Below are 20,629 nucleotides of genomic sequence, written 5' to 3'. Positions count from 1 at the left end.
CTACTCACCTCCATCCTTTTTACTAGGACAATCCTCATGAAGTAACCAGCAGGCTGCTTGGTGATTATCACTAGGATCAAACTGAGGTGGCATCTCTTCTATACAGATCTTCATGGCATGTTCACATCTGCTGGCAAATGGACATCCTACCGGAGGATTTAACAAATCCGGCGGTGTACCGGCGATGGAAACCAGTCTTACGCTACGATCCATCTCTACAGTAGGAAGACTTTTAAGAAGTGCTCTTGTATACGGATGGGAAGGACGATAGAATATCTCCTCCGCTGTTCCGGTTTCAACAACTTTACCTGCATACATAACCGCAACACGGTCTGCCATGCTGGCTACTACACCCAGATCATGTGTAATTAATATAATAGCAGTATTGGTTTTTTCTTTAATTTCCTGAAGCAGGTCCATAATCTGTGCTTGAATAGTAACATCAAGAGCAGTCGTAGGTTCATCCGCTATCAGTAACTTTGGTGCACAGGACAAAGCCATAGCTATCATAACTCTCTGTCTCATACCACCTGAAAACTCATGAGGGTACTGCTTTGCTCTCTGTTTTACGTTAGGAATATTAACCAATTCCAATAATCGAAGTGCCTCTTTATGGGCCGCTTCTTTTGAAAGGTTCTGATGATGTCTGATGGCTTCGGTTAACTGTTTACCCACCTGCATCGTAGGATTTAAACAGGTCATAGGATCCTGGAAGATCATACTGACATCCTTACCGCGGATATTCATCATTTCCTTTTCAGTTGCTTTTACTATATTTTTACCGGCTAACTGTATCTCTCCACTTACAATCCTTGCGGGAGGCATCGGATTCAACTTCATTATGGTTTGAGCTGTTACACTCTTACCACAACCACTTTCGCCAACAATAGCGAGGACCTCTCCTTCATGTAATTCAAAGGTGACACCGCGAACCGCTTTAACCTCACCGGCATAAGTATCGAAGGATACATGTAAGTCATTAACCTCTAACACTTTATTCATCACGTTACCTCCTTAACTTAGGATCCAATGCATCACGTAATCCATCACCCAACAGATTGAAGGATAACATCGTTAAACTGATGCAGATTGCAGGAATAATTAACAGGTGTGGATACATCTGGAACAACTGTCTTCCCTCATTTGCCAGGGTTCCCCAACTTGCATAGGGTACTGGCACACCAAGTCCGATATAACTTAAAAATGCTTCTGTAAAGATTGCGCTTGGTATAGACAGTGTTATATGAACAATAACAACACTAAATGTATTCGGAAGTAAGTGTTTTCCGATAATTCTTGATGGTTTTGCTCCCATTACTTTCGCTGCCACAACATAATCCTGTTGTTTCAAACTCATAATCTGGCCACGAACCAATCGTGCCATACCGGTCCAAGCAACCGCAGCATAGGCTACAACAATTGTCATGATACCCTTCGGCATTATCATCATTAATAAAATAACGATAATCAGATAAGGAATACCATTAATAATCTCAATAATTCTCATCATGACGTTATCTACAGCTCCGCCAATGTAACCGGCAATACCACCATAGATAATACCGATAATCACATTAACAAATACCGCTGTAAAGGAAATGAATAATGAGATTCTAGCTCCGTACCATATTCTTGTAAAAACATCTCGCCCCAAAGAATCTGTTCCAAACAGATGCACATGTCCATCTCCCGGATCTGTATATCCGATTTTTGCATAGGTATGAGTTACATGCTGTTCACTCACTGTATAAGGAGATATTATAGGTATTATAATAGATAAAATACCGATAATTCCTATGATAATTAAACATATCATGGCTGCTTTGTTCCTACGCAGACGATGCATCGCATCCTTCCAATAACTGGTGCTGGGTCTGGAGATAGTTTCGCTTTCTGTAGTATTTGATCCTATCCATTCAAAACGGCTTACATCAATCTTCTCCGGTGTTATTTCTTGGGAATTGTTATTCATATCCGTTATATTCTCATTATTTAAGTCATTTATCTTATTTAATTTATTTTCTTTCACATTTTTTTTACTCATGCTCTCATCACTCCTTTACATTCGTAAGTTTAACTCGGGGATCAATGAAACCATAAGCAAGGTCCACAATAAGATTCGCAATTACCAAAAAGGCTCCATAGCATAAAGTGGTACCTGAAATCATGGTGTAATCCTGTGCCTGGATACTAAGTACAAAGAATCTACCCATTCCCGGAATAGAGAATATATTTTCAATTACAAAGGCTCCGGTCAGTACTGCAGCAGCAATCGGTCCAAGCACCGTAATTACCGGCATGATCGCATTACGAACGGCATGCTTCCAGATAATTTTCTTCTGGGATAAACCTTTTGATTTCGCTGTTTTAATATAATCCTGACCGAGAACATCCAACATACTGGTTCTCATCAGCCTGGAAATCGTGGCCAAGGAACCAAAACTTAAAGCAAAAGAAGGTAGTATCTTACTGGCAAAGGTGTTCCATCCTGTAATCGGGAACAATCTAACATCAAATATTTGATATACTCTCAACCCCAGGAAATACTGTAGTAAGGAACCCACGATAAAGCTGGGTACGGATACACCGATAATAGCTAACAACATGGTTAGGGTATCCCAATGGGTACCTCTTTTTACTGCTGCTACAATACCTAAAAATACACCCATAATAGTTGCAAAAATAAGTGCTCTTATACCTAAATCAAATGAATATGGAAATGCTTGTGCAATAATATCATTAACAGGTCGATTATAATGTATGGAATGACCTAAGTCTCCCTTTAAAACATTACCAATATACATAAATAACTGTTCCAGCATCGGCTTATCAAGTCCGTATTTTTTGTTCAAAGCTTTCATTGTAGTTTCTGGTATCGCTTTTTCCCCAATGAAAGGATCGCCGGGTAGCCAACGCATCATAAAAAATGTTAATGCAGTTAAGGCAAGTAATGTTAATGCTGCATAAAATAATCGCTTACCTATATATTTTATCACATGCACTCCTCCTTTCTGTTATCATGTTTTTTTGTGAGGAACGAAAGCTTCGCTGTCTCTATAAGAATTGTTATCCTATATCACTTTTAATTGCTTACGGCATATAAAATGCAATTATACATAGAATAAAGCCCATAGCTGGAATACCATCTAAAAAGTAATATAGGATGGCAATTCTAATAGATCGCATTATTAGTCCGTTCTCGCAATTACCGTTATATTATACTATATCACAACTAAATTGTCGTGCTTTTTTTCGATTTTTTTCGCTAGGGAATTATTGGGGACTTAATAGTAAACAAAAGGGAAGTGCGGGTTGCTAAAGTACAGCCCGCACCACCAATTGATGTAATTACATCGTTAGCTTTTTTAGCTTATATTTTCATATTAACCAAATAGATTACTGTGCTAATTTAACATATCTGTAGTTCATATCCTGGAATGCAGTTCTGATTACACCGCCAGCAATTTTACCGCTTACGATATAATCTCTGGATCTCCAGTAGATAGGAGCGATTGGAAGATCTTCGCATAATAATTTCTCAAGTTCATATAAGTAACCCATACGAACTGCAGGATCTAATTCTGCACGAACTTTATCCAGTAACTCATCATATGCTTCGCTTGAATAGCTGGAGTGGTTGTTACCACCACCGGTTTCAAACATATCAAGGAAGGTCATAGGATCGTTATAGTCAGGACCCCATCCTGCATATACGATGGAGAAGTCTTTGTTAGACATTCTCTCAAGTCTACTCTTGAAGGTCATAATTTCAACTTCGATTTCAAGACCTAAGTTAACCTTTAACTGTTCTTGAACATATGCTGCATATTGAACAGCAACATCACTGTCACCGCTGATCATGGTAAGCTCAACCTTATCAACGCCCAGCTCTTGTAATGCTGTTGCATAGAGTTCTTTTGCCTGTTCAGGATCAAATGCAGGAATTAATTCACCAACCTCTTCTGTGAACTTCTTCTCAAGACCGTTCATTGCCGGAGGTGTGAAGCCTGTAGCAGGCTTGGAATTGTTCTTTACGATGTTAGCTGTAAAGGAAGGACTGTCAATTGCATAAGTAATAGCCTTACGAAGGTTTTTATTCGCAAGAGCAGGCTCTGCTAAGTTAAACTCTAAGTACCAGCTGGAACCATCGTCATATGTGATAACCGGATAATTCTCACCCTTCATCATCATAGCCTGATCGCCGGTAACGCCGATAACATCAACTTCACCAGCTTTAAAGGAGTTGAGTGCCGCGTTAGAATCATTAATCATAACCATTGTAATCTTGTCAAGTGCGATTTCACTTGCATTATAGAAATCAGGGTTCTTTTCAAGAACGATCTTGCTTTCATGTTCCCAAGAAGTCATCTTGAACGGTCCGTTATATACCATCTTATCTGCATCAGTACCGTAAGCAGTACCAAATTCATTGTATGCCTTCTCATTAACAGGTGCAAATACACCAAATGCTAAGGTTGATAAGAAATAAGGAGCCGGATGTTCTAATGTTACTTCTAATTCATAATCAGAAAGTGCCTTGAAGCCGAGTTCTTCAGCACCAACTTCACCTTTATTGAATGCTTCACCATTCTTAAATATATATGCAAAGTATGCATAGTCAGATGCAAACTCAGGTGTAAGAAGGGATTTCCAAGCAAATACAAAGTCATTGGCAGTTACAGGTTCACCATTGGACCACTTCATACCCTCACGAAGCTTGAAAGTATATACTAAACCATCATCGCTTTGTGTCCAAGTTTCTGCAACACCGGGAACTACCCTGTCATCTTTGTCCAACATAACAAGATTTTCTACGATATGACGAAGAACTGAGAATGAAGTAGTATCAGTCATTGTAACGGAAAACATTTCCGGAGGTTCGGATGCAATGTTAACTGTAATTGCATTAGCCTCAGGTGTACCGGGATATGCGCTTCTGTCTGATTCCTGAAGTGCCTCATCTACATTAGTATCCTCAACGGGAGCCTCAGTAGCGGTAGGTTCAGGTGTTGTGTTATTAGTGTCATCTTCTTTGCCTTTGTCTTTTGTTCCGCATCCAGCTAACAGCATAACTGACATTGCCAGAACTAAAATTACGGACAGTAATTTCTTAAATTTCATAAATATTCTCCTCCTTTTTGCTATATAAAAAGGAAGCATATTGTTATACACTTCCTTAGTATATATTATGATATAATATTCTAATACAAAATTACAAAATAGTCAAGATAATTACTTTATCCAAAAAGGGGACAATTTATAGAATTATTTCTATTTTTGTCCTTTCTGCTCTTTCTTCTATTATAATTAGCACATAATGCCTCCCAAAACATATAATATGGCATAAAGGAGTGAAGCATATGGCCCAACTTTTTGATATTGGTATCTTCGGCGGTGATCTTCGCCAGGTTTATATGGCCATGTCCTTTTTGTCAAAGGGATATCGGGTTACCACATACAATCTTGCCGAGACAATCAGTCATACAAACCATAGTCCGGCACATACTTTGAGCGAATTATTTGAGAACTGTACCATACTCATCGGTCCCATTCCTATGTCCAGGGATCAAGCTACAATTTCTTCTGTAAACGCTCCAAACGATCTTACGATTGCTCATGTGGCATATCTTTTAAAGGAGCAACATTCTTTGATAGGTGGCAATATTCCTATACCTATAAAAGAATTATGTGAAACACGGCATATCCCCTATTTTGACTTAATGAGAAATGAAAAAATAACAATTTTAAATGCAATAGCCACAGCGGAAGGAACTATAATGGAAGCTATTGCAAACAGCAGCAGAAATCTTCATGGTAGCAACTGCCTGATACTTGGCTATGGTCGATGTGCTAAGGTATTAGCCGATAAGCTAAAGGGGCTGGATGCCATGGTAACCATAGCAGCCCGTTCAGAGGATGCACTGGCCTATGCATATGCAGCCGGACACAAAATCGTATCGATTGCAAATATGAAATGTATATTACCATCCTATTCTTTCATATTTAATACGATTCCTTCCTTAATTTTGGATAAAGATTATTTGGAATTGGTAGATCGTAATGCTACCATAATAGATATTGCATCCGCACCGGGAGGTATAGATTTTGAATATGCTAAACAATTGCATATTACAGCCAAACTATGTCTTGGTTTGCCCGGTAAAGTATCACCGAAATCTTCTGCTGATATTCTAGTTACAGAAATCATAAAGTTTATGAAAGAAAGAAGTGATTAAATGACCGTTAACGGATTGAAAGTGGGCTATGCCCTCACCGGATCATTTTGCACCTTTTCAAATACCTTTCTTGAGATGGAACGGCTGGCTAAGGAAGAAGTCGATCTATATCCTATCTTCTCCGAACGTTCCTGTACGATAGACAGCCGGTTCGGAAAAGCAGAAGACTTTCTTAAGAAAGCAGAAGCAATTACCGGGAAAAAACCTGTTACAACCATAGAAACGGCCGAAAAATTCGGCCCTGGAAATATACTTGATATTGTAGTGATAGCACCCTGTACAGGTAATACTATGGCAAAGCTTGCCTATGGAATCACAGATTCCCCTGTACTTATGGCAGCTAAAGGACATTTAAGAAATAACAAGCCCGTCGTTTTAGCTATTGCTACCAATGATGCTTTAGGAGCCAATATGAAGAATATTGGCATGCTTATGAACACAAAGAATATTTATTTTGTACCATTTAGTCAAGATAATTATGAGAAAAAACCTTTCTCTATGATAGCCCATTTTAATTTGCTTTTACCTACTATTATAGAAGCCTTGCAAGGAAATCAACTTCAACCTGTTATTTTAGCTCCAAAATAATCTTATAGGAAATATAGTATTGTATAATTCCAAAATACATCTGAATTTAATATGATGTAAGCAAGGGTGCTTATATATGACAAAGGTGTCTCCACCCTGTCTGTTATGATTCCACCCCTGTTTTATGTTCTGTTTTTCGTACCATGTGACATCGGATATAAATGATACTCTGTATGCTTTCGTAACCTGAGGTGGTAAGTTTATAATGTTAATCCATAACAAAACCAATCAATTAAGCAAACAGCGGTTATTTTATATAGGAACGATGTTACATGGTACTTGATTTTATTAGATATTATTTTATGAGGTGATGATATGTGTGGAATAGCCGGTTTTAGTAATATGAAGGCTGACTTTACTAAGGATTATAACAAGTGGCATAAAACACTTACTGGGATGAAACATTCTATGAAGCACAGAGGTCCGGATGATGAAGGCATAGTATTATATCCTCAAGCCGGTCTTGCCCATACCCGTCTCTCTATTATCGATTTAACCCGAGGTCATCAACCTATGACAAAGAGTAAATTCGGTTGTACTTATTCAATCGTTTATAACGGCGAATTATATAACACCGTCCAATTAAGAGATAACCTTGTCCGTATGGGGTATTTGTTTAAGACCCATTCCGATACCGAAGTGATTCTTACGGGATATATGGCTTTCGGCGAGTCCTTTGTAAAAGAACTCAATGGTATTTTCTCATTTGCCATATGGGATGATAATAAACATAGCCTCTTTCTATGTCGAGACAGACTTGGAGTAAAACCTTTATTTTATACTGTAACAGAAAATACCATTGTATTTTCTTCTGAAATAAAAACTTTGTTTAAGTATCCCGGTTTTACGCCAAGGATTGATTCCCGGGGATTATGTGAAATCTTTGCCTTGGGACCCGCGAAAACATATGGGCTCGGTGTTTTTAAAGATGTTTATGAAGTACTGCCGGGTCATTTTATACAGTTTAATAAAAACGGATTCCATGATGAAACGTATTGGGAACTGGTTAGCGCACCACACGAAGACACCTATGATGAGACTGTTGAAAGGACTTCCTTCCTATTATATGACTCTATCAAACGACAGATGGTATCGGATATTCCTATCTGTACTTTCCTATCCGGCGGTGTTGATTCAAGCCTGATAACCGCGATCTGTGCTGAAGAACTAAAGAAAGAAGGAAAAAGGATTGAAAGCTATTCTTTTGATTTCGTAGATAATGCCAAGCACTTTAAGTCAAATTCCTTCCAACCCTCCATGGACCGACCATATGTCGATATCATGGTAGAACACGTGAACAGTAGACATACTTATCTGGAATGTAATAATGATGATATGATAGAGAATCTTTTTCATGCCGTAGATGCAAGAGATCTTCCGAATATGGCTGATGTCGAATCCTCTTTACTGTATTTTTGCAAAAAGGTAGCGAAAAGAAATAAGGTTACCCTAACCGGTGAATGTGCTGATGAAATCTTTGGCGGATATCCATGGTTTCATAGTCAGGAAGCCATGGAACTTAATACTTTTCCCTGGTCAAAAAATCTAAAACCAAGAAAACAGTTATTATCCGAGGATCTGTTAGCAACCATTGACTTAGATGAGTATGTCCGTAATACCTATAAAAAATCTGTTGCTGAAACTCCCCATCTGGATGGAGAAAGCAAGTTGGAAGCCCGTCGCCGGGAGATTGCCTATCTTAACCTTAAGTGGTTTATGATGACTTTATTAGATCGTATGGATCGGTGCAGCATGTATTCTGGTCTGGAGGCCCGGGTTCCGATGGCTGATCATCGCATTGTAGAATATATCTGGAATGTACCTTGGGAAATGAAGTGTCCGAACGGAGTTGTTAAGGGATTACTTCGAGATGCCGGAAAGGGTCTAATACCGGATGAGATTTTATATCGCAAAAAGAGTCCTTATCCAAAGACTTATCATCCTGAATATGAGAAAAGACTTGGTAATATGTTGCTTGAAGTTCTATCTGATTCGAATGCCCCCATCCGACCTCTCATCGATGCTAAGAAGGTTAGAAGCTTTTTAACAACTCCCTCTGATTACGGAAAGCCCTGGTATGGTCAGTTAATGGCAGGCCCACAGATGATAGCCTATATGCTGCAGGTGAATTATTGGTTGGGGAAATACAAGATTGAGTTGGTATAAAAAGTAACGGTACCGTTATATCGGGTCTATATCAGAGTTCAGGTTATCATTTTTAAGTAACAACTATACTTCGATTTTTCGCTCGAAATTGTCTGTCTGAGCGCATGCGGCCTCCTTGCCGGCGCTCCTAAAATGTCCATCCATGGACATTTTCCAGACACGTTCGCTCAAAATCTCAGTAAGTGTTACTATAAAAATGATAAAATCACTCTAATATAGACCCGTTACAACGGTACCTGTTTTTCGACAAATTTAAATATTGATAATAGCTTCATATTATCGATATTCCTCAGACTTTAAAATTCAAAATACTAAAAAGACAATAAAGATATGCAAATATAAGCCGATACCAGGGTACCTATTTCTTGTCTATGATATTATTCATCCTTGCCATACACACCTGAAATGTCCCTCCATGGACATTTATCAGACACGTTCGCTCAAAATCTCAGTAAATGCTATTAATAAAATAGAATAGTTTAGATAGAATAATTTTCCATGACGTAAAAAGGCCGGAGCAGGTGCTTCCGGTTACAGGCGTCGAAACTGTTTTTCATGAATCACACATCTGGGTTCCTATGTTATGGAGCAGATTGACATTGGTTCTTTCAATTTCTTTTCTGCTCCGTACATAGGGGCACAGGATGTAAGTGATTTTGAAAAACATCGACCCTGTAACGGAAGTAACCGCTCCGGCCTCAAGGTTATTTTATTTGCGATAAATTTTATCCCTTAGGTAATTGAAAGTCCAAGTACACTACCATAAACACAAAGAATAATGTAATCACTAGACATATACCGTTAAAACTTAATTCGAATCTATTTAACTTACTTGGGATACTGCTCTTTTTTAACCAGAACTTAAAGATTACTATTCCTATAATAAGGGTTAATATAAATGCCATACTTTTCAAAGCGTATGATACCGTATCAATCATCAATTCTGTTCCAAATAAATATTCTACAATAAATTCACTAAACAATCCGCCTATAAAGCATAGTCCTCCCATAATGATAACTACAGAGTTTTGCAAAATGTCCGTATTTTCTTTCTTAGCTTGTTTGACTTTTTTGAAACCGGTTAGCATAGCGGTATATTTAACAAAAGTTATTACTGTGCCGAGATTAACCAGCATAATTCCATATTCCGCCCAACTGTCCTTAGCTCCATACGCAATCCAATATTTTGAGATGCTACCATTAAAAAATGGCGCACCTACAATGCCTAATACCGCTAAGATAGTGGCCACAGAAACGTAAGGCATCCGTTTCCATACACCTCTAATCTCATATACATTTCTTGTATTATAAACATCAATAATCATGCCGGCTGTTAAAAATAATGTTGATTTAAAGAAAGCATGATTGATAATATGATAAATCCCACCCATCTGTGCCTGGGGACTATTCATATTAATTCCCATCATAATAAGCCCAATTTGAGATACAGTAGAATATGCTAATAGCAATTTTATATCCTTTTGTGCCATTGCAAGAATAAAGCCAATTACTGCTGTCATAAATCCCATGATATAAAAAAGCTCTTTCGTGTCGATTTGTGGGGAGAACATGGTCTGTACCCTTATAAAGAGATATACCCCACTCTTTACATACAACCCGGATAAAATAGCTGATATAGTAGATGGAGCACTGGGTGTTCCATGGGCTTTGGGTAGCCAACTAAATAAAGGCATCAGAGCGACTTTTAAGCTAATGCTAGTTATAATAAATGCATATGGAAGTATCAATACTCTTGCATTATCTATATTATGAAGCCCTTTCTCCACCCCATAAAAATCTACAACTCCAACTGTTTTATACAGAATACCTAATCCCATAAGAAAGAACAACATAGAAACAACATTAATAAGAAGATATAAAATACCGTCATAAATTGCCTGGCTGTCTTTCTTAAACATAATTAAAATACTTATAATTACTGTTGACACTTCGATCAGAACAAAGATATTAAATAAATCATTCGATAAAAATATACCTATAATTAATCCTTCAAGAACTAGAGTCAAAAACACTAACAACTTATCTATATAGTTACTTTTCAATTGATACAATCCCATCCCAAGAAACAGAACCGTTGTTAGAAGAACCATCACAAGAGCTAATTCATCTGCTCGCAACGCTATTCCAATATAATCCGGCCAATTTCCAATATTATGAATCAATTGCCCATAGTTTTTTACATGGTAAAATACATCAAATGCTAATGCAACCATAATCACCTGAAATACTACTGATATGTATTTTGAAATCCTTACGGGTAATAAGTAGTATAACGCTCCAAATAATATAGGTAACAGTATTAGCCAATACAAATTCATTATTCTTTTCTCCTATCTGATCATATTTTTTATTTTTTTAGTTTTAACCAGTTAGAAGTACCATATTTATGATAAACATGAATAAACATAACAAGACTGGCAGCCGTAATACCTGCTCCAATAACAATTTCCGTAATCATAAGTGCTTGTGGAAGTGGATCAGCTACTACTGCATCTACAGGTATTTCTTCAATTGGCGGAACACTTTCCGGAATATAATTACCACTTATATAGTATAAAATAACTGCTGTCTGCATAATACCAATAGAAATTATGGTTTTCATTACATTTCGTCTGGCAATTAGTCCCCACACTCCTATGAAAAATAAAACTATTGCTATCGTTTCTCCGTTAATATAATCCATCAATCATCACTCTCCCAGTATACAAATCTAAAAAATATAATAGTTAAACCGCAACATACTTTTAGTCCGATGAGAAGGTTCATCCCTACCAGATAGATTACATTCATTTCACCAGCCTGTTTATATAAAAGCATAAACACAAATAGTATGGGCAAAGCAATGATTACGATGAATAATAATTTTTCTAAAGATTGTAGGGATTTTATTCGAAAAACACTAATTGGACGAACTAAATATCTGCTAATAAATACGGAAGCTAAAACTGCCCCTCCCTGAAATCCTCCACCCGGAGTTAAATGACCGTTTAAGATAATATAAAAACCAAATATTATGATAATAGGGTATATTATACCTGTCATTTTCGCAATAATTTCAGAATTCTTATTCATTTTCCTGCCTCCTGGAAAAGCTGATTACGGCTGTAGCACTTGCAAGAAGAATTAACGTTTCAAAGATACTATCAAAAACTCTGTAATTCAGATAGATTGCAGTAACCCCATTCTTAGCATGGGTATCCTGATAAAAATTCTGTATATAGTATGTAATAATACTCTGATCCAAATTCATTTTGGTATCCAAAAAAATAGAAATCACATAAACCACAATTGCAACAAACAAGATTGTAAGAAGTAATTTACGCATTATTGTCTATCCTTTCTTCACAGTGGATGATTGAAACATCAATTCCCTTATACTTCCTATAACGGAAAAACTCCTCCATCTCCTTAAAGTGATGATCTTTTTCCCGCCCGAATATAAGAACCTTATTCTCCGTTTTTTGGAGTAAGTAATCAAAATTTTCCCTCTCAATAATTACATTCGGATCGCCGTAAGTAGTTATAATATTAGGTTCCAGTTCTTTTTGTTTTAAAAAACGTTCTATATCTTTCAAAATTAGAGGATAATTGCCCTTATCTCGTTTTTTATTTTTCTTATCATTTTTTTCTGTATTATCATTGATGTAAAAAATCTTAATTGCTTTATGCTTATTAATCGCAACCAGAAATATTACTGTTGTCAGTCCTGCTGCCATTATGGCTTCTGCTATTGCGACATCCGGTGCACTATATAATAAATAAACATAGGAACTAACAAGCGAAAATATTGCCAGATAGACTACCGCCACTCTAAGCTTAACTGTGTTGATTGATGCAATTGCTAGAATTACCATCATAATCAAGCAGACCTTTTCCAACATTATTTCTTCTCCTTCTTATTAGTATATCCACTTATATAAGCGGATCTTGCTATGGCATGGGTGGCTAAAGGATTCGTGATGATTATTAAAAACAGAATAAGAAGCACCTTTAAAGTAAAGAAGCTAAAGCCCGAATGAAACATAACTCCAAACATAATGGTAATAAAACCAAGGGTTTCAACTTTGGAAGTGATTAAAATACGAGAATAAAAATCTTTGAACCGAAACAATCCTAATATACCGAAGGACATAAAGAGCAACGCCAGAACTACGATAATCTTTGATATGTACTCCATTACTTAACCCCCTTTTTCTCTATAAATTTAGCGATTAGAATAGTACCAATAAATCCCAGTACTGCATATGCCAGTGCAACATCAAGAAAAAAGGACTCATTTAAGATTACCGCCAAAATTACAATCGACATAATAATCTTAGCTGATATCATATTAAATCCCATTAGTCGGTCCCAAATGGTTGGACCTTTCAAAACTCTTATTAGTACGATAGCTGCAAAAATTATTAAAACCATAAGAACGTACTGATAAAAACTCATTCCTTAGTCTCCTTTAATATCCTTTCAAAAATCTTAAGAACAGAATCATCCATACGACCTAAGCTTAATATTGTCAGCTCCTGCCCTTTCTTATCAAGTGTTACAGTTCCGGGAGTTGAGGTTATTGCATTAGCTAACATACATATACGTAGCTCATCATCTATCACTGTTTTATGTTCAGAAATACCCACCTTACCCTCTCCCCTAATTATTTTATTAATAGAAGATATTCCCGATTTATATATTTGAACAAACAAAACAAAAAAGTACTTGATTAAAACAATCGGGCTGACCTTATAGGTTTCTTTATAGCCCTCCAATAGTAAAAAGCGATTTGTAAAAATAATTGTTATAATCGAGACCCCTATTCCGGTTAAAATCTGCATAGTTTTATAACCTTCATTAAGAATAATCCAAATGACGGTAAAAATAATAACTAGTGGAATATGTTTCAGCATTTTTTTCATAAAATCACCTAGTAAATAAATCATTTCATATTTATAAAAAAAGCAAACCGATAAATTTAAACAACTCCAGAAAGTACCGGAATTAACACTCTTTATACCCATATCATAACTTAAAAATAGGACAGAGTAAACATCTTTTTTCATATAAAATTCCATATATTTCGTTACCCTACCTCATATAATATTATCTTGCTGAAACTTCGCAGATGTAAAATGTAAAGCATGATATAATCAGCAGTCCGCATACTAATTCCATAACGTAAAAAGGCCGGAGCGGGTGCTTCCGGTTACAGGGATCGATACTGTTTTTCATTAATCACACATCTGGATGCAATTGTACGGGGCAGAATGACATTTGATTTAAATGTCAATTCTGTTACGAACAATTGTATTCAGATGTTAGTGATTTTGAAAAACATCGACCCTGTAACGGAAGTACCCGCTCCGGCCTCACAATTTATGAATTCTTACTTATGCATTTTTCTCCGCATTTGGTTTTTCCAATTCTACAATCGCATTCTTCTTCATTGGAATTCTACAGTTCTTATTATTACCGAACTCAACAATAACAATCTCATCCATTACATCAATTACCACACCGTAAAAACCGCTGGAGGTTAATACGCTGTCTCCAGATGCCAATGTAGATAGCATAGCCTGCATCTGCTTCTGTTGTTTTTTCTGAGGACGAATCATTATAAAATACAGTAACGCTCCTAGTAAACCGATTTGTAAAATTATTGCGAACCATGGATTACCCGTTTCGGCGCCCGCAGCCTGTAAAAGCATAAAATTATTTCCCATTATTATTCCTCCTAAAAATCATTTTTCTATAATTCAATGTTATTCACTTTTAGTGTACTATCTCATTCGTCTAATTAACAAAAATTCATGGCAAAACACCCATTGTAGTTTAGATAATCTTGAGTGAGATCCTACCCTAATCCTCGCTCCTAACAAATCCTTCAAGCTTTTGTTTCTTATATTCTTTATATCTTTTACCTCTTATGGCATCCCTGATTTCCTCCATCATATGATTGTAGAAATACAGGTTATGAAGAACCAATAGACGCATTCCCAGCATCTCCTTTGCCTTAAGCAAATGCCTGATATAGGCTCTGCTGTAATTCTGGCAAGCAGGACAGGCGCAACCTTCTTCAATCGGCTTCTCATCCAGCTCATATTTTGCATTTAACAGATTCATTTTACCATGATTGGTATAGGCATGTCCATGCCTACCATTACGGGTTGGATATACGCAATCAAAGAAATCAACACCTCGGTCAACTGCCTCTAATATATTGGCCGGAGTACCTACACCCATCAGATAAACCGGTTTATGAAGCGGTAGATAGGGTACGGTATCTTCAATGATTCGATACATTTCATCATGACTTTCTCCTACTGCCAACCCTCCGAGTGCATAACCGTCTAAATCCATCTCAGCAATTCGTTTCGCATGTTCAATCCTGATGTCCTCATAAGTACCACCTTGATTAATACCAAAAAGCATCTGCTGCTTATTAATTGTATCCTCTAGATTGTTAAGTCTGGTTAATTCAGTCCTACATCGGATCAGCCACCTTGTTGTTCTGTCAACAGAAGCCTGTATATATTCTCTGGTAGCCGGATGAGGAGGACATTCATCAAATGCCATGGCAATGGTAGAAGCCAGATTAGATTGTATTTGCATACTTTCTTCAGGACCCATAAAAATTTTTCTTCCATCTATATGGGAACTGAAATATACCCCTTCTTCCTTGATTTTTCGCAGTCCCGCTAAGGAAAACACCTGAAAACCACCGGAGTCGGTTAAGATGGGTTTGTCCCACACCATAAATTTATGAAGACCGCCCATTTGCTTTACAATCTTATCCCCGGGTCTGACATGTAGATGATAAGTATTGGATAATTCAACCTGAGTTTTGATAGCATTAAGATCCATGGTTGATACTGCTCCCTTAATTGCAGCTGCAGTTCCAACATTCATAAATACAGGCGTTTGTATCGTTCCATGGACGGTAGTAAATTCACCGCTCTTGGCAAGTCCATCCTGTTCGATTAATTTATACATTTACTTTTATGCCTACTTTCTCTTAAGCTGTTCACTTAATTTTTAACATTACAAGTATACCCTTAATACCCTTTATTTTCAACTATAAAATCATAATTCATATTTATTTGTTGAAAAACGCTTTATTACCATGTTTATTATTTATCGTTTCTTTCACCCTTACTCATATCTTGATTACTAATCATAAAAAGTACAAAAATCTTTATCATGGTTCGAAATTCTTATAATATGCGAAAAATTATCCATAATTTTGAAAAATATGCCCATAAAATTACACAAAAGTAGAATTTTATTGCATTATTTTAGCGTAATTGGTAGAATATTTATATCTAGGTAAAAAGAAAATCAAGCGTAACTACTGACGGAGGTCGCTATTATGTCGATCAAAAAATCATTGCGAATCTTGCTGATCATATCCTCAATTATACCCGTTGTATTGGTTTCCGTAATAGCACACGGATTACTTACACACAGGCTTATTTCTGTTCAAACCGATAATCTCCAGAAAATAGCAGAGACAAATCAGAGTGGCCTGGTTGCTTTAATTGAAACCCAACGAACGGAAGTGTCGCTTCTTTCCATACATGATGAAATCCAATCACTGGTCAGAATTAGTAATCAGACGGATAATTATTCACCCGACGCTGTTAATAAATTGTTAACCATAAGAAAAAACAGTTATAAGGACTGCGAAATAATGACCCTTTACAATTTTGACCGCGAGATAATCGCCAGTAGCAATCCCTCTATCATAGGTTTTGACGGTGCTTCCAATATCTCACTATCTTATATGTTTGCTACTAAAAACTTTGCAGTTGGTGTCAGCGGTATTAAACCTTATGTCTTTAATAGTACAAAGAAGCATACCATAGAGATTGGTTATCCGATTTTAGAGCAAAATAGTGATTCAGAGACAATCCTTGGATACCTAATCAGTACCTTGGGCTTATCTTACTTCGAAGATTTTTTAAGCTCCATCTCCATCGGTGAGACAGGCTATGGTATACTTCTTGACAAAGATGGGACTGTGATATATCACCCGGTCCAAGAATTAATTGGTAATAACATTCACGCCGACCGCTTATCCAGTATCGTAGATGATTATAATAAAGGTCTCATCCCTTCCAGCGGCAAATTTGAATATTTTCATGATAGCTCAAATCGGGTTTATGGATATTGTGTAATTCCTGAGCTTGATTGGGTTCTTCTGGTGAAACAGGATATCTCAGAATTACGATCTCTGACAAGCATTATCCTGTCTCTACTGATTTTTATATGTGCTGTTCTTTTAATATTCATTATCATATTTGCCCATTCCCTAACGAAAAGATTTACTGCTCCAATCATTGCCCTGAGGGATGCAATGAAAACTGCCTCGGACGGCAATCTAACGGTGCAGTCGAATATAAAAAGTAAAAATGAACTTGGAGAACTCTCCAAGAACTTTAATAAAATGTTACATATTATAAAAACCAATTATGAAGATTTGGCTTCCATGCACGAAGAACTTTTATCAAATGAAGAACAATTAAGAACAAATTATGATCACATCGAGTATTTGGCTTACCATGATACCCTGACAAATCTGCCAAACAAACTGGCTTTTTTAGATTATGTAAATGCTGCTTTGATTTCATCTCCCAGGGCATCAAAATCCCATGCGGTATATTTTGTGGATCTTGATAATTTCAAGACCGTCAATGATACCCTAGGACATGAATACGGAGATTCTCTGCTTATTAAAACAGCACAAATATTAACCTCGATTATGGGTGAAAACGGCATGCTCGCCAGAGCCGGAGGAGATGAATTCTTGATTTTTAAGGAGAATATTTCCTCGAAAGAAGAAGCCGTTGCATTTGCTTCTGAGATGATTGATTGTTTCAGAAATCCATTAAATCTTGGAGATGAGGTTGTTTATGTCTCTATGAGTATCGGTATTGCTGTTTATCCTGAGAATGGCTTATCTCCCAATGCGTTAATTAAAAATGCTGACATTGCCATGTATAAGTCCAAAGATACCGGTAAGAATAAGTTCACAATATTTGATTCCAAGATGGAAGAAGAATTAAATCGCAACACCTTAATAGTAGAAGTATTACGAAATGCTATTGATAACAAGGAAGTTTATATTCAGTATCAGCCGTTAATTGAATTGGAAACCACCACTGTTATAGGTTATGAAGCATTGATGCGAATAAGAAGTGAGCGTCTGGGTTCTATCACACCGGAGGAATTTATTCCGATTGCCGAAGAGAGCGGATTAATCATAGAATTAAGTTCCTGGTTATTAAAAGAGGTATGCAATTTCAACAAAGAACTAATCGATATGGGTATTCCTCCCCGTCCGGTGTCTGTTAATATATCGTCGATACAGATTAATCGTCCCGGTTTCATATCATTATTAAGAGAGGTTTTAGAAGAAACCGGATTGCCACCTCAGTATCTTGAGCTTGAAATTACGGAAAGTTCATTGGTTTCCTCCATCATGGATGCTACAGAGCTTTTAAACACTTTACAGGAGCTTGGTGTCAAGGTTTCTTTGGATGACTTCGGAACAGGATACTCCTCTTTGAATTACCTGACAAAGATGCCAATTAATACTCTAAAAATTGATAAATCCTTCATCGATAACATCTGTTATAGTGAAAAGGATTCACAAATCGCCAAATCAATCATTCAGTTGGCCCATAGTCTCAATATCAAGGTAGTGGCAGAGGGTGTGGAATATGAAAACCAGTTAGCCTTATTAAAAGAACAAAAATGTGATATTATACAGGGATTTATCTATAGCGGTCCATTACATGCTCCTGCACTGATCGATATGATAAGGAAAGCATAAGAACGACATAAGACCATGCTTTTACTCCATGCATGGCTTTAAAAAAGAGGCTATTTCAAATTTTGAAATAGCCTCTTTAATTTAGTAATTTTCTAATACTTTATAACATAGACTCGCCTTATTTTGCAGCTCCTGAAGAACCAAGTACATTAGCAATTTTATGTTTTACCAATGCTTTTACAAAATCTCTACCCGGAGCAAGGAATTGTCTAGGATCAAAATGATCCGGATTAGCTGTGATATGCTGCCTTACACCTGCAGTAAAAGCAAGTCTTAAGTCGGAGTCAATATTAATCTTACATACAGCCATTCCTGCCGCTTGTCTTAACATATCTTCCGGAATACCGATCGCATCATCTAATTTACCACCGTTTTGTTGAATGATTTTAACGTACTCTTGAGAAACAGAGGAAGCACCATGTAATACGATAGGGAAGTTAGGAAGTCTCTTAGCTACTTCTTCCAAGATATCAAAACGAAGTTGAGGATTCTGTCCCGGTTTGAATTTGAATGCACCATGGCTTGTTCCAATAGCTATTGCTAAAGAGTCAACACCGGTACGGGAAACGAATTCTTCTACTTCTTCCGGTCTTGTATAGGATGCATCTTCAGCAGAAACATTTACATCATCCTCAATTCCTGCTAACTGACCCAGCTCACCTTCTACAACACAACCATGAGCATGCGCATATTCTACAACTTTCTTAGTTAATGCTATATTATCTTCAAAGCTATGATGAGAACCATCGATCATAACGGAAGTAAATCCTCCATCAATACATGCTTTACAAATTTCAAAATCTGCACCATGATCTAAATGAAGAGCAATTGGAAGATCTGTATCCAATAAAGCTGCTTCTACTAATTTAACAAGATAATTATGTTTTGCATATTTTCTTGCTCCTGCAGAAACCTGTAATATTACAGGTGAATTTTCCTCTTTTGCAGCTTCCGTAATACCTTGGACTATTTCCATGTTATTTACGTTAAAAGCTCCAATTGCATAGCCTCCGGCATATGCCTTCTGAAACATTTCTTTCGTTGTCACTAATGCCATCTTATTATCAATCCTTTCCATTTGTTAAATATTTTTCAATGCTCCATATATTATACCATAAAATAACTTATTGAAAAGTTTTTTTTAAATTTTTCTATTTTTCATCTTTTTAATTCCCATAGATTAAGAATTAGCACATCGCTTTCTATAACATATAATATAACATCCAATTCATTTTCTTATGTATATAATCTTAAGATTATGTGTGGTCAGTCTTATGTCGGAAATGTAATTACGTTCATTTTCCGAAATTAAGATTAGAAATAATTATGGGGAGTGATATTAAAATGTTCTATGATGATAAAAGACGTCGGCCTCCTTGGCCACCGGGTCCTCCGAAACCTCCCGGTCCGCATCCTTGGCCTCCCGGTCCGCATCCTTGGCCTCCGGGTCCGCATTCTTGGCCTCCGGGTCCTCCGAAACCTCCCGGTCCACCAAGACCTCCCAGACCTCCATGGGGCCCCGGCCGTCCTATCGTATATCCTATTCCGGGTAGACCTATCATAATACCAATACCGGGCAGACCTCCTTTTAGACCGGGTCCTGCAAGACCCCCATGGGGAATTGGTCCCAGAAAAACACCGTGGTATAAAAGCTCAGAAAAGTAGGAATATTTACCCGATAAAATAATAAAAGTACTATTGGTAATACATTTCTAGTAAGGTTACAATTCTTCTCTATGAATATATTTCATTTTCACTTCTGCGGGATGATAAGAATGGGACTGTTTCATAATAAACA

At 36.9% G+C, this 20,629-nt stretch carries 20 protein-coding genes; 4 read left to right on the top strand and 16 right to left on the bottom strand.

Annotated features, from left to right (window positions below; translation table 11 throughout):
• The 4 genes from I5677_RS00455 to I5677_RS00440 all read right to left on the bottom strand — a co-directional run bounded on the left by I5677_RS00455 (position 1) and on the right by I5677_RS00440 (position 5,121).
• Positions 1 to 1,002, bottom strand: a complete 1,002-nt coding sequence (locus I5677_RS00455; protein ID WP_197659588.1) for an ABC transporter ATP-binding protein — start codon at positions 1,000 to 1,002, stop codon at positions 1 to 3.
• A gap of 4 nt (positions 1,003 to 1,006) precedes the next feature.
• The gene (locus I5677_RS00450; RefSeq protein ID WP_330617759.1) at positions 1,007 to 2,044 is read right to left on the bottom strand and encodes an ABC transporter permease; all 1,038 of its coding nucleotides are present in this window, start codon (positions 2,042 to 2,044) and stop codon (positions 1,007 to 1,009) included.
• Positions 2,045 to 2,051: 7 nt separating this feature from the next.
• Positions 2,052 to 2,996, bottom strand: a complete 945-nt coding sequence (locus I5677_RS00445; RefSeq protein WP_197659587.1) for an ABC transporter permease — start codon at positions 2,994 to 2,996, stop codon at positions 2,052 to 2,054.
• 400 nt (positions 2,997 to 3,396) lie between these two features.
• Complete coding sequence (locus I5677_RS00440; protein ID WP_197659586.1) at positions 3,397 to 5,121, bottom strand: peptide ABC transporter substrate-binding protein; 1,725 nt, start codon at positions 5,119 to 5,121, stop codon at positions 3,397 to 3,399.
• 239 nt (positions 5,122 to 5,360) lie between these two features.
• Between I5677_RS00440 and dpsA the strand changes: the two genes are divergently transcribed.
• From dpsA to asnB, 3 genes are all read left to right on the top strand, one after another.
• Positions 5,361 to 6,236, top strand: coding sequence for a dipicolinate synthase subunit DpsA (dpsA, locus tag I5677_RS00435; protein ID WP_197659585.1), 876 nt, complete (start codon positions 5,361 to 5,363; stop codon positions 6,234 to 6,236).
• Positions 6,237 to 6,824: a dipicolinate synthase subunit B gene (locus I5677_RS00430; RefSeq protein ID WP_197659584.1), complete on the top strand. Its 588-nt coding sequence runs from the start codon at positions 6,237 to 6,239 to the stop codon at positions 6,822 to 6,824. It begins immediately after the preceding gene.
• Positions 6,825 to 7,139: 315 nt separating this feature from the next.
• Positions 7,140 to 8,990 carry an asparagine synthase (glutamine-hydrolyzing) gene (gene asnB, locus I5677_RS00425; protein ID WP_197659583.1) on the top strand — a complete coding sequence of 617 codons (1,851 nt, stop codon included), beginning with the start codon at positions 7,140 to 7,142 and terminating at the stop codon, positions 8,988 to 8,990.
• A 725-nt stretch (positions 8,991 to 9,715) separates the two neighbouring features.
• Here the strand turns inward: asnB and I5677_RS00420 are convergent.
• The 10 genes from I5677_RS00420 to tgt all read right to left on the bottom strand — a co-directional run bounded on the left by I5677_RS00420 (position 9,716) and on the right by tgt (position 15,989).
• The gene (locus I5677_RS00420) at positions 9,716 to 11,329 is read right to left on the bottom strand and encodes a complex I subunit 5 family protein (protein WP_197659582.1); all 1,614 of its coding nucleotides are present in this window, start codon (positions 11,327 to 11,329) and stop codon (positions 9,716 to 9,718) included.
• A gap of 29 nt (positions 11,330 to 11,358) precedes the next feature.
• Positions 11,359 to 11,694 carry a sodium:proton antiporter gene (locus I5677_RS00415; protein WP_197659581.1) on the bottom strand — a complete coding sequence of 112 codons (336 nt, stop codon included), beginning with the start codon at positions 11,692 to 11,694 and terminating at the stop codon, positions 11,359 to 11,361.
• The gene (locus tag I5677_RS00410; protein ID WP_197659580.1) at positions 11,694 to 12,083 is read right to left on the bottom strand and encodes an MnhB domain-containing protein; all 390 of its coding nucleotides are present in this window, start codon (positions 12,081 to 12,083) and stop codon (positions 11,694 to 11,696) included. The genes I5677_RS00415 and I5677_RS00410 overlap by 1 nt, the downstream gene beginning before the upstream one ends.
• The gene (locus I5677_RS00405) at positions 12,076 to 12,336 is read right to left on the bottom strand and encodes a hypothetical protein (RefSeq protein ID WP_197659579.1); all 261 of its coding nucleotides are present in this window, start codon (positions 12,334 to 12,336) and stop codon (positions 12,076 to 12,078) included. The genes I5677_RS00410 and I5677_RS00405 overlap by 8 nt, the downstream gene beginning before the upstream one ends.
• Positions 12,329 to 12,892, bottom strand: a complete 564-nt coding sequence (locus I5677_RS00400) for a Na(+)/H(+) antiporter subunit B (protein WP_197659578.1) — start codon at positions 12,890 to 12,892, stop codon at positions 12,329 to 12,331. The genes I5677_RS00405 and I5677_RS00400 overlap by 8 nt, the downstream gene beginning before the upstream one ends.
• A complete protein-coding gene (gene mnhG / locus I5677_RS00395) occupies positions 12,892 to 13,188 on the bottom strand; it encodes a monovalent cation/H(+) antiporter subunit G (protein ID WP_197659577.1) in 297 nt (98 codons plus the stop codon). Before mnhG ends, I5677_RS00400 begins: the two co-directional genes overlap by 1 nt.
• Positions 13,188 to 13,448 (bottom strand): monovalent cation/H+ antiporter complex subunit F, encoded by a 261-nt coding sequence (locus I5677_RS00390; protein ID WP_197659576.1) that lies wholly within the window; start codon positions 13,446 to 13,448, stop codon positions 13,188 to 13,190. The genes mnhG and I5677_RS00390 overlap by 1 nt, the downstream gene beginning before the upstream one ends.
• Positions 13,445 to 14,017 (bottom strand): Na+/H+ antiporter subunit E, encoded by a 573-nt coding sequence (locus tag I5677_RS00385; RefSeq protein ID WP_197659575.1) that lies wholly within the window; start codon positions 14,015 to 14,017, stop codon positions 13,445 to 13,447. The genes I5677_RS00390 and I5677_RS00385 overlap by 4 nt, the downstream gene beginning before the upstream one ends.
• A 369-nt stretch (positions 14,018 to 14,386) precedes the next feature.
• Complete coding sequence (gene yajC, locus I5677_RS00380; protein WP_197659574.1) at positions 14,387 to 14,719, bottom strand: preprotein translocase subunit YajC; 333 nt, start codon at positions 14,717 to 14,719, stop codon at positions 14,387 to 14,389.
• 136 nt (positions 14,720 to 14,855) lie between these two features.
• Positions 14,856 to 15,989: a tRNA guanosine(34) transglycosylase Tgt gene (gene tgt / locus I5677_RS00375; protein WP_197659573.1), complete on the bottom strand. Its 1,134-nt coding sequence runs from the start codon at positions 15,987 to 15,989 to the stop codon at positions 14,856 to 14,858.
• A gap of 376 nt (positions 15,990 to 16,365) precedes the next feature.
• Between tgt and I5677_RS00370 the strand changes: the two genes are divergently transcribed.
• Positions 16,366 to 18,831, top strand: coding sequence for an EAL domain-containing protein (locus I5677_RS00370; protein ID WP_197659572.1), 2,466 nt, complete (start codon positions 16,366 to 16,368; stop codon positions 18,829 to 18,831).
• Positions 18,832 to 18,949: 118 nt separating this feature from the next.
• On the opposite strand, the gene fba is transcribed toward I5677_RS00370, so the two are convergent.
• Entirely contained in the window at positions 18,950 to 19,888 is a 939-nt protein-coding gene (gene fba / locus I5677_RS00365; RefSeq protein ID WP_197659571.1) for a class II fructose-1,6-bisphosphate aldolase, read from the bottom strand.
• A gap of 292 nt (positions 19,889 to 20,180) precedes the next feature.
• A complete protein-coding gene (locus tag I5677_RS00360; protein WP_197659570.1) occupies positions 20,181 to 20,393 on the bottom strand; it encodes a hypothetical protein in 213 nt (70 codons plus the stop codon).
• Positions 20,394 to 20,629: the final 236 nt, after the last annotated feature.

Source organism: Mobilitalea sibirica (assembly GCF_015999265.1).
Taxonomy (GTDB): Bacteria; Bacillota; Clostridia; order Lachnospirales; family Lachnospiraceae; genus Mobilitalea; species Mobilitalea sibirica.
Note: the sequence above shows the minus strand (reverse complement) of the source record. Positions and strands in the feature narration are given on the sequence as shown.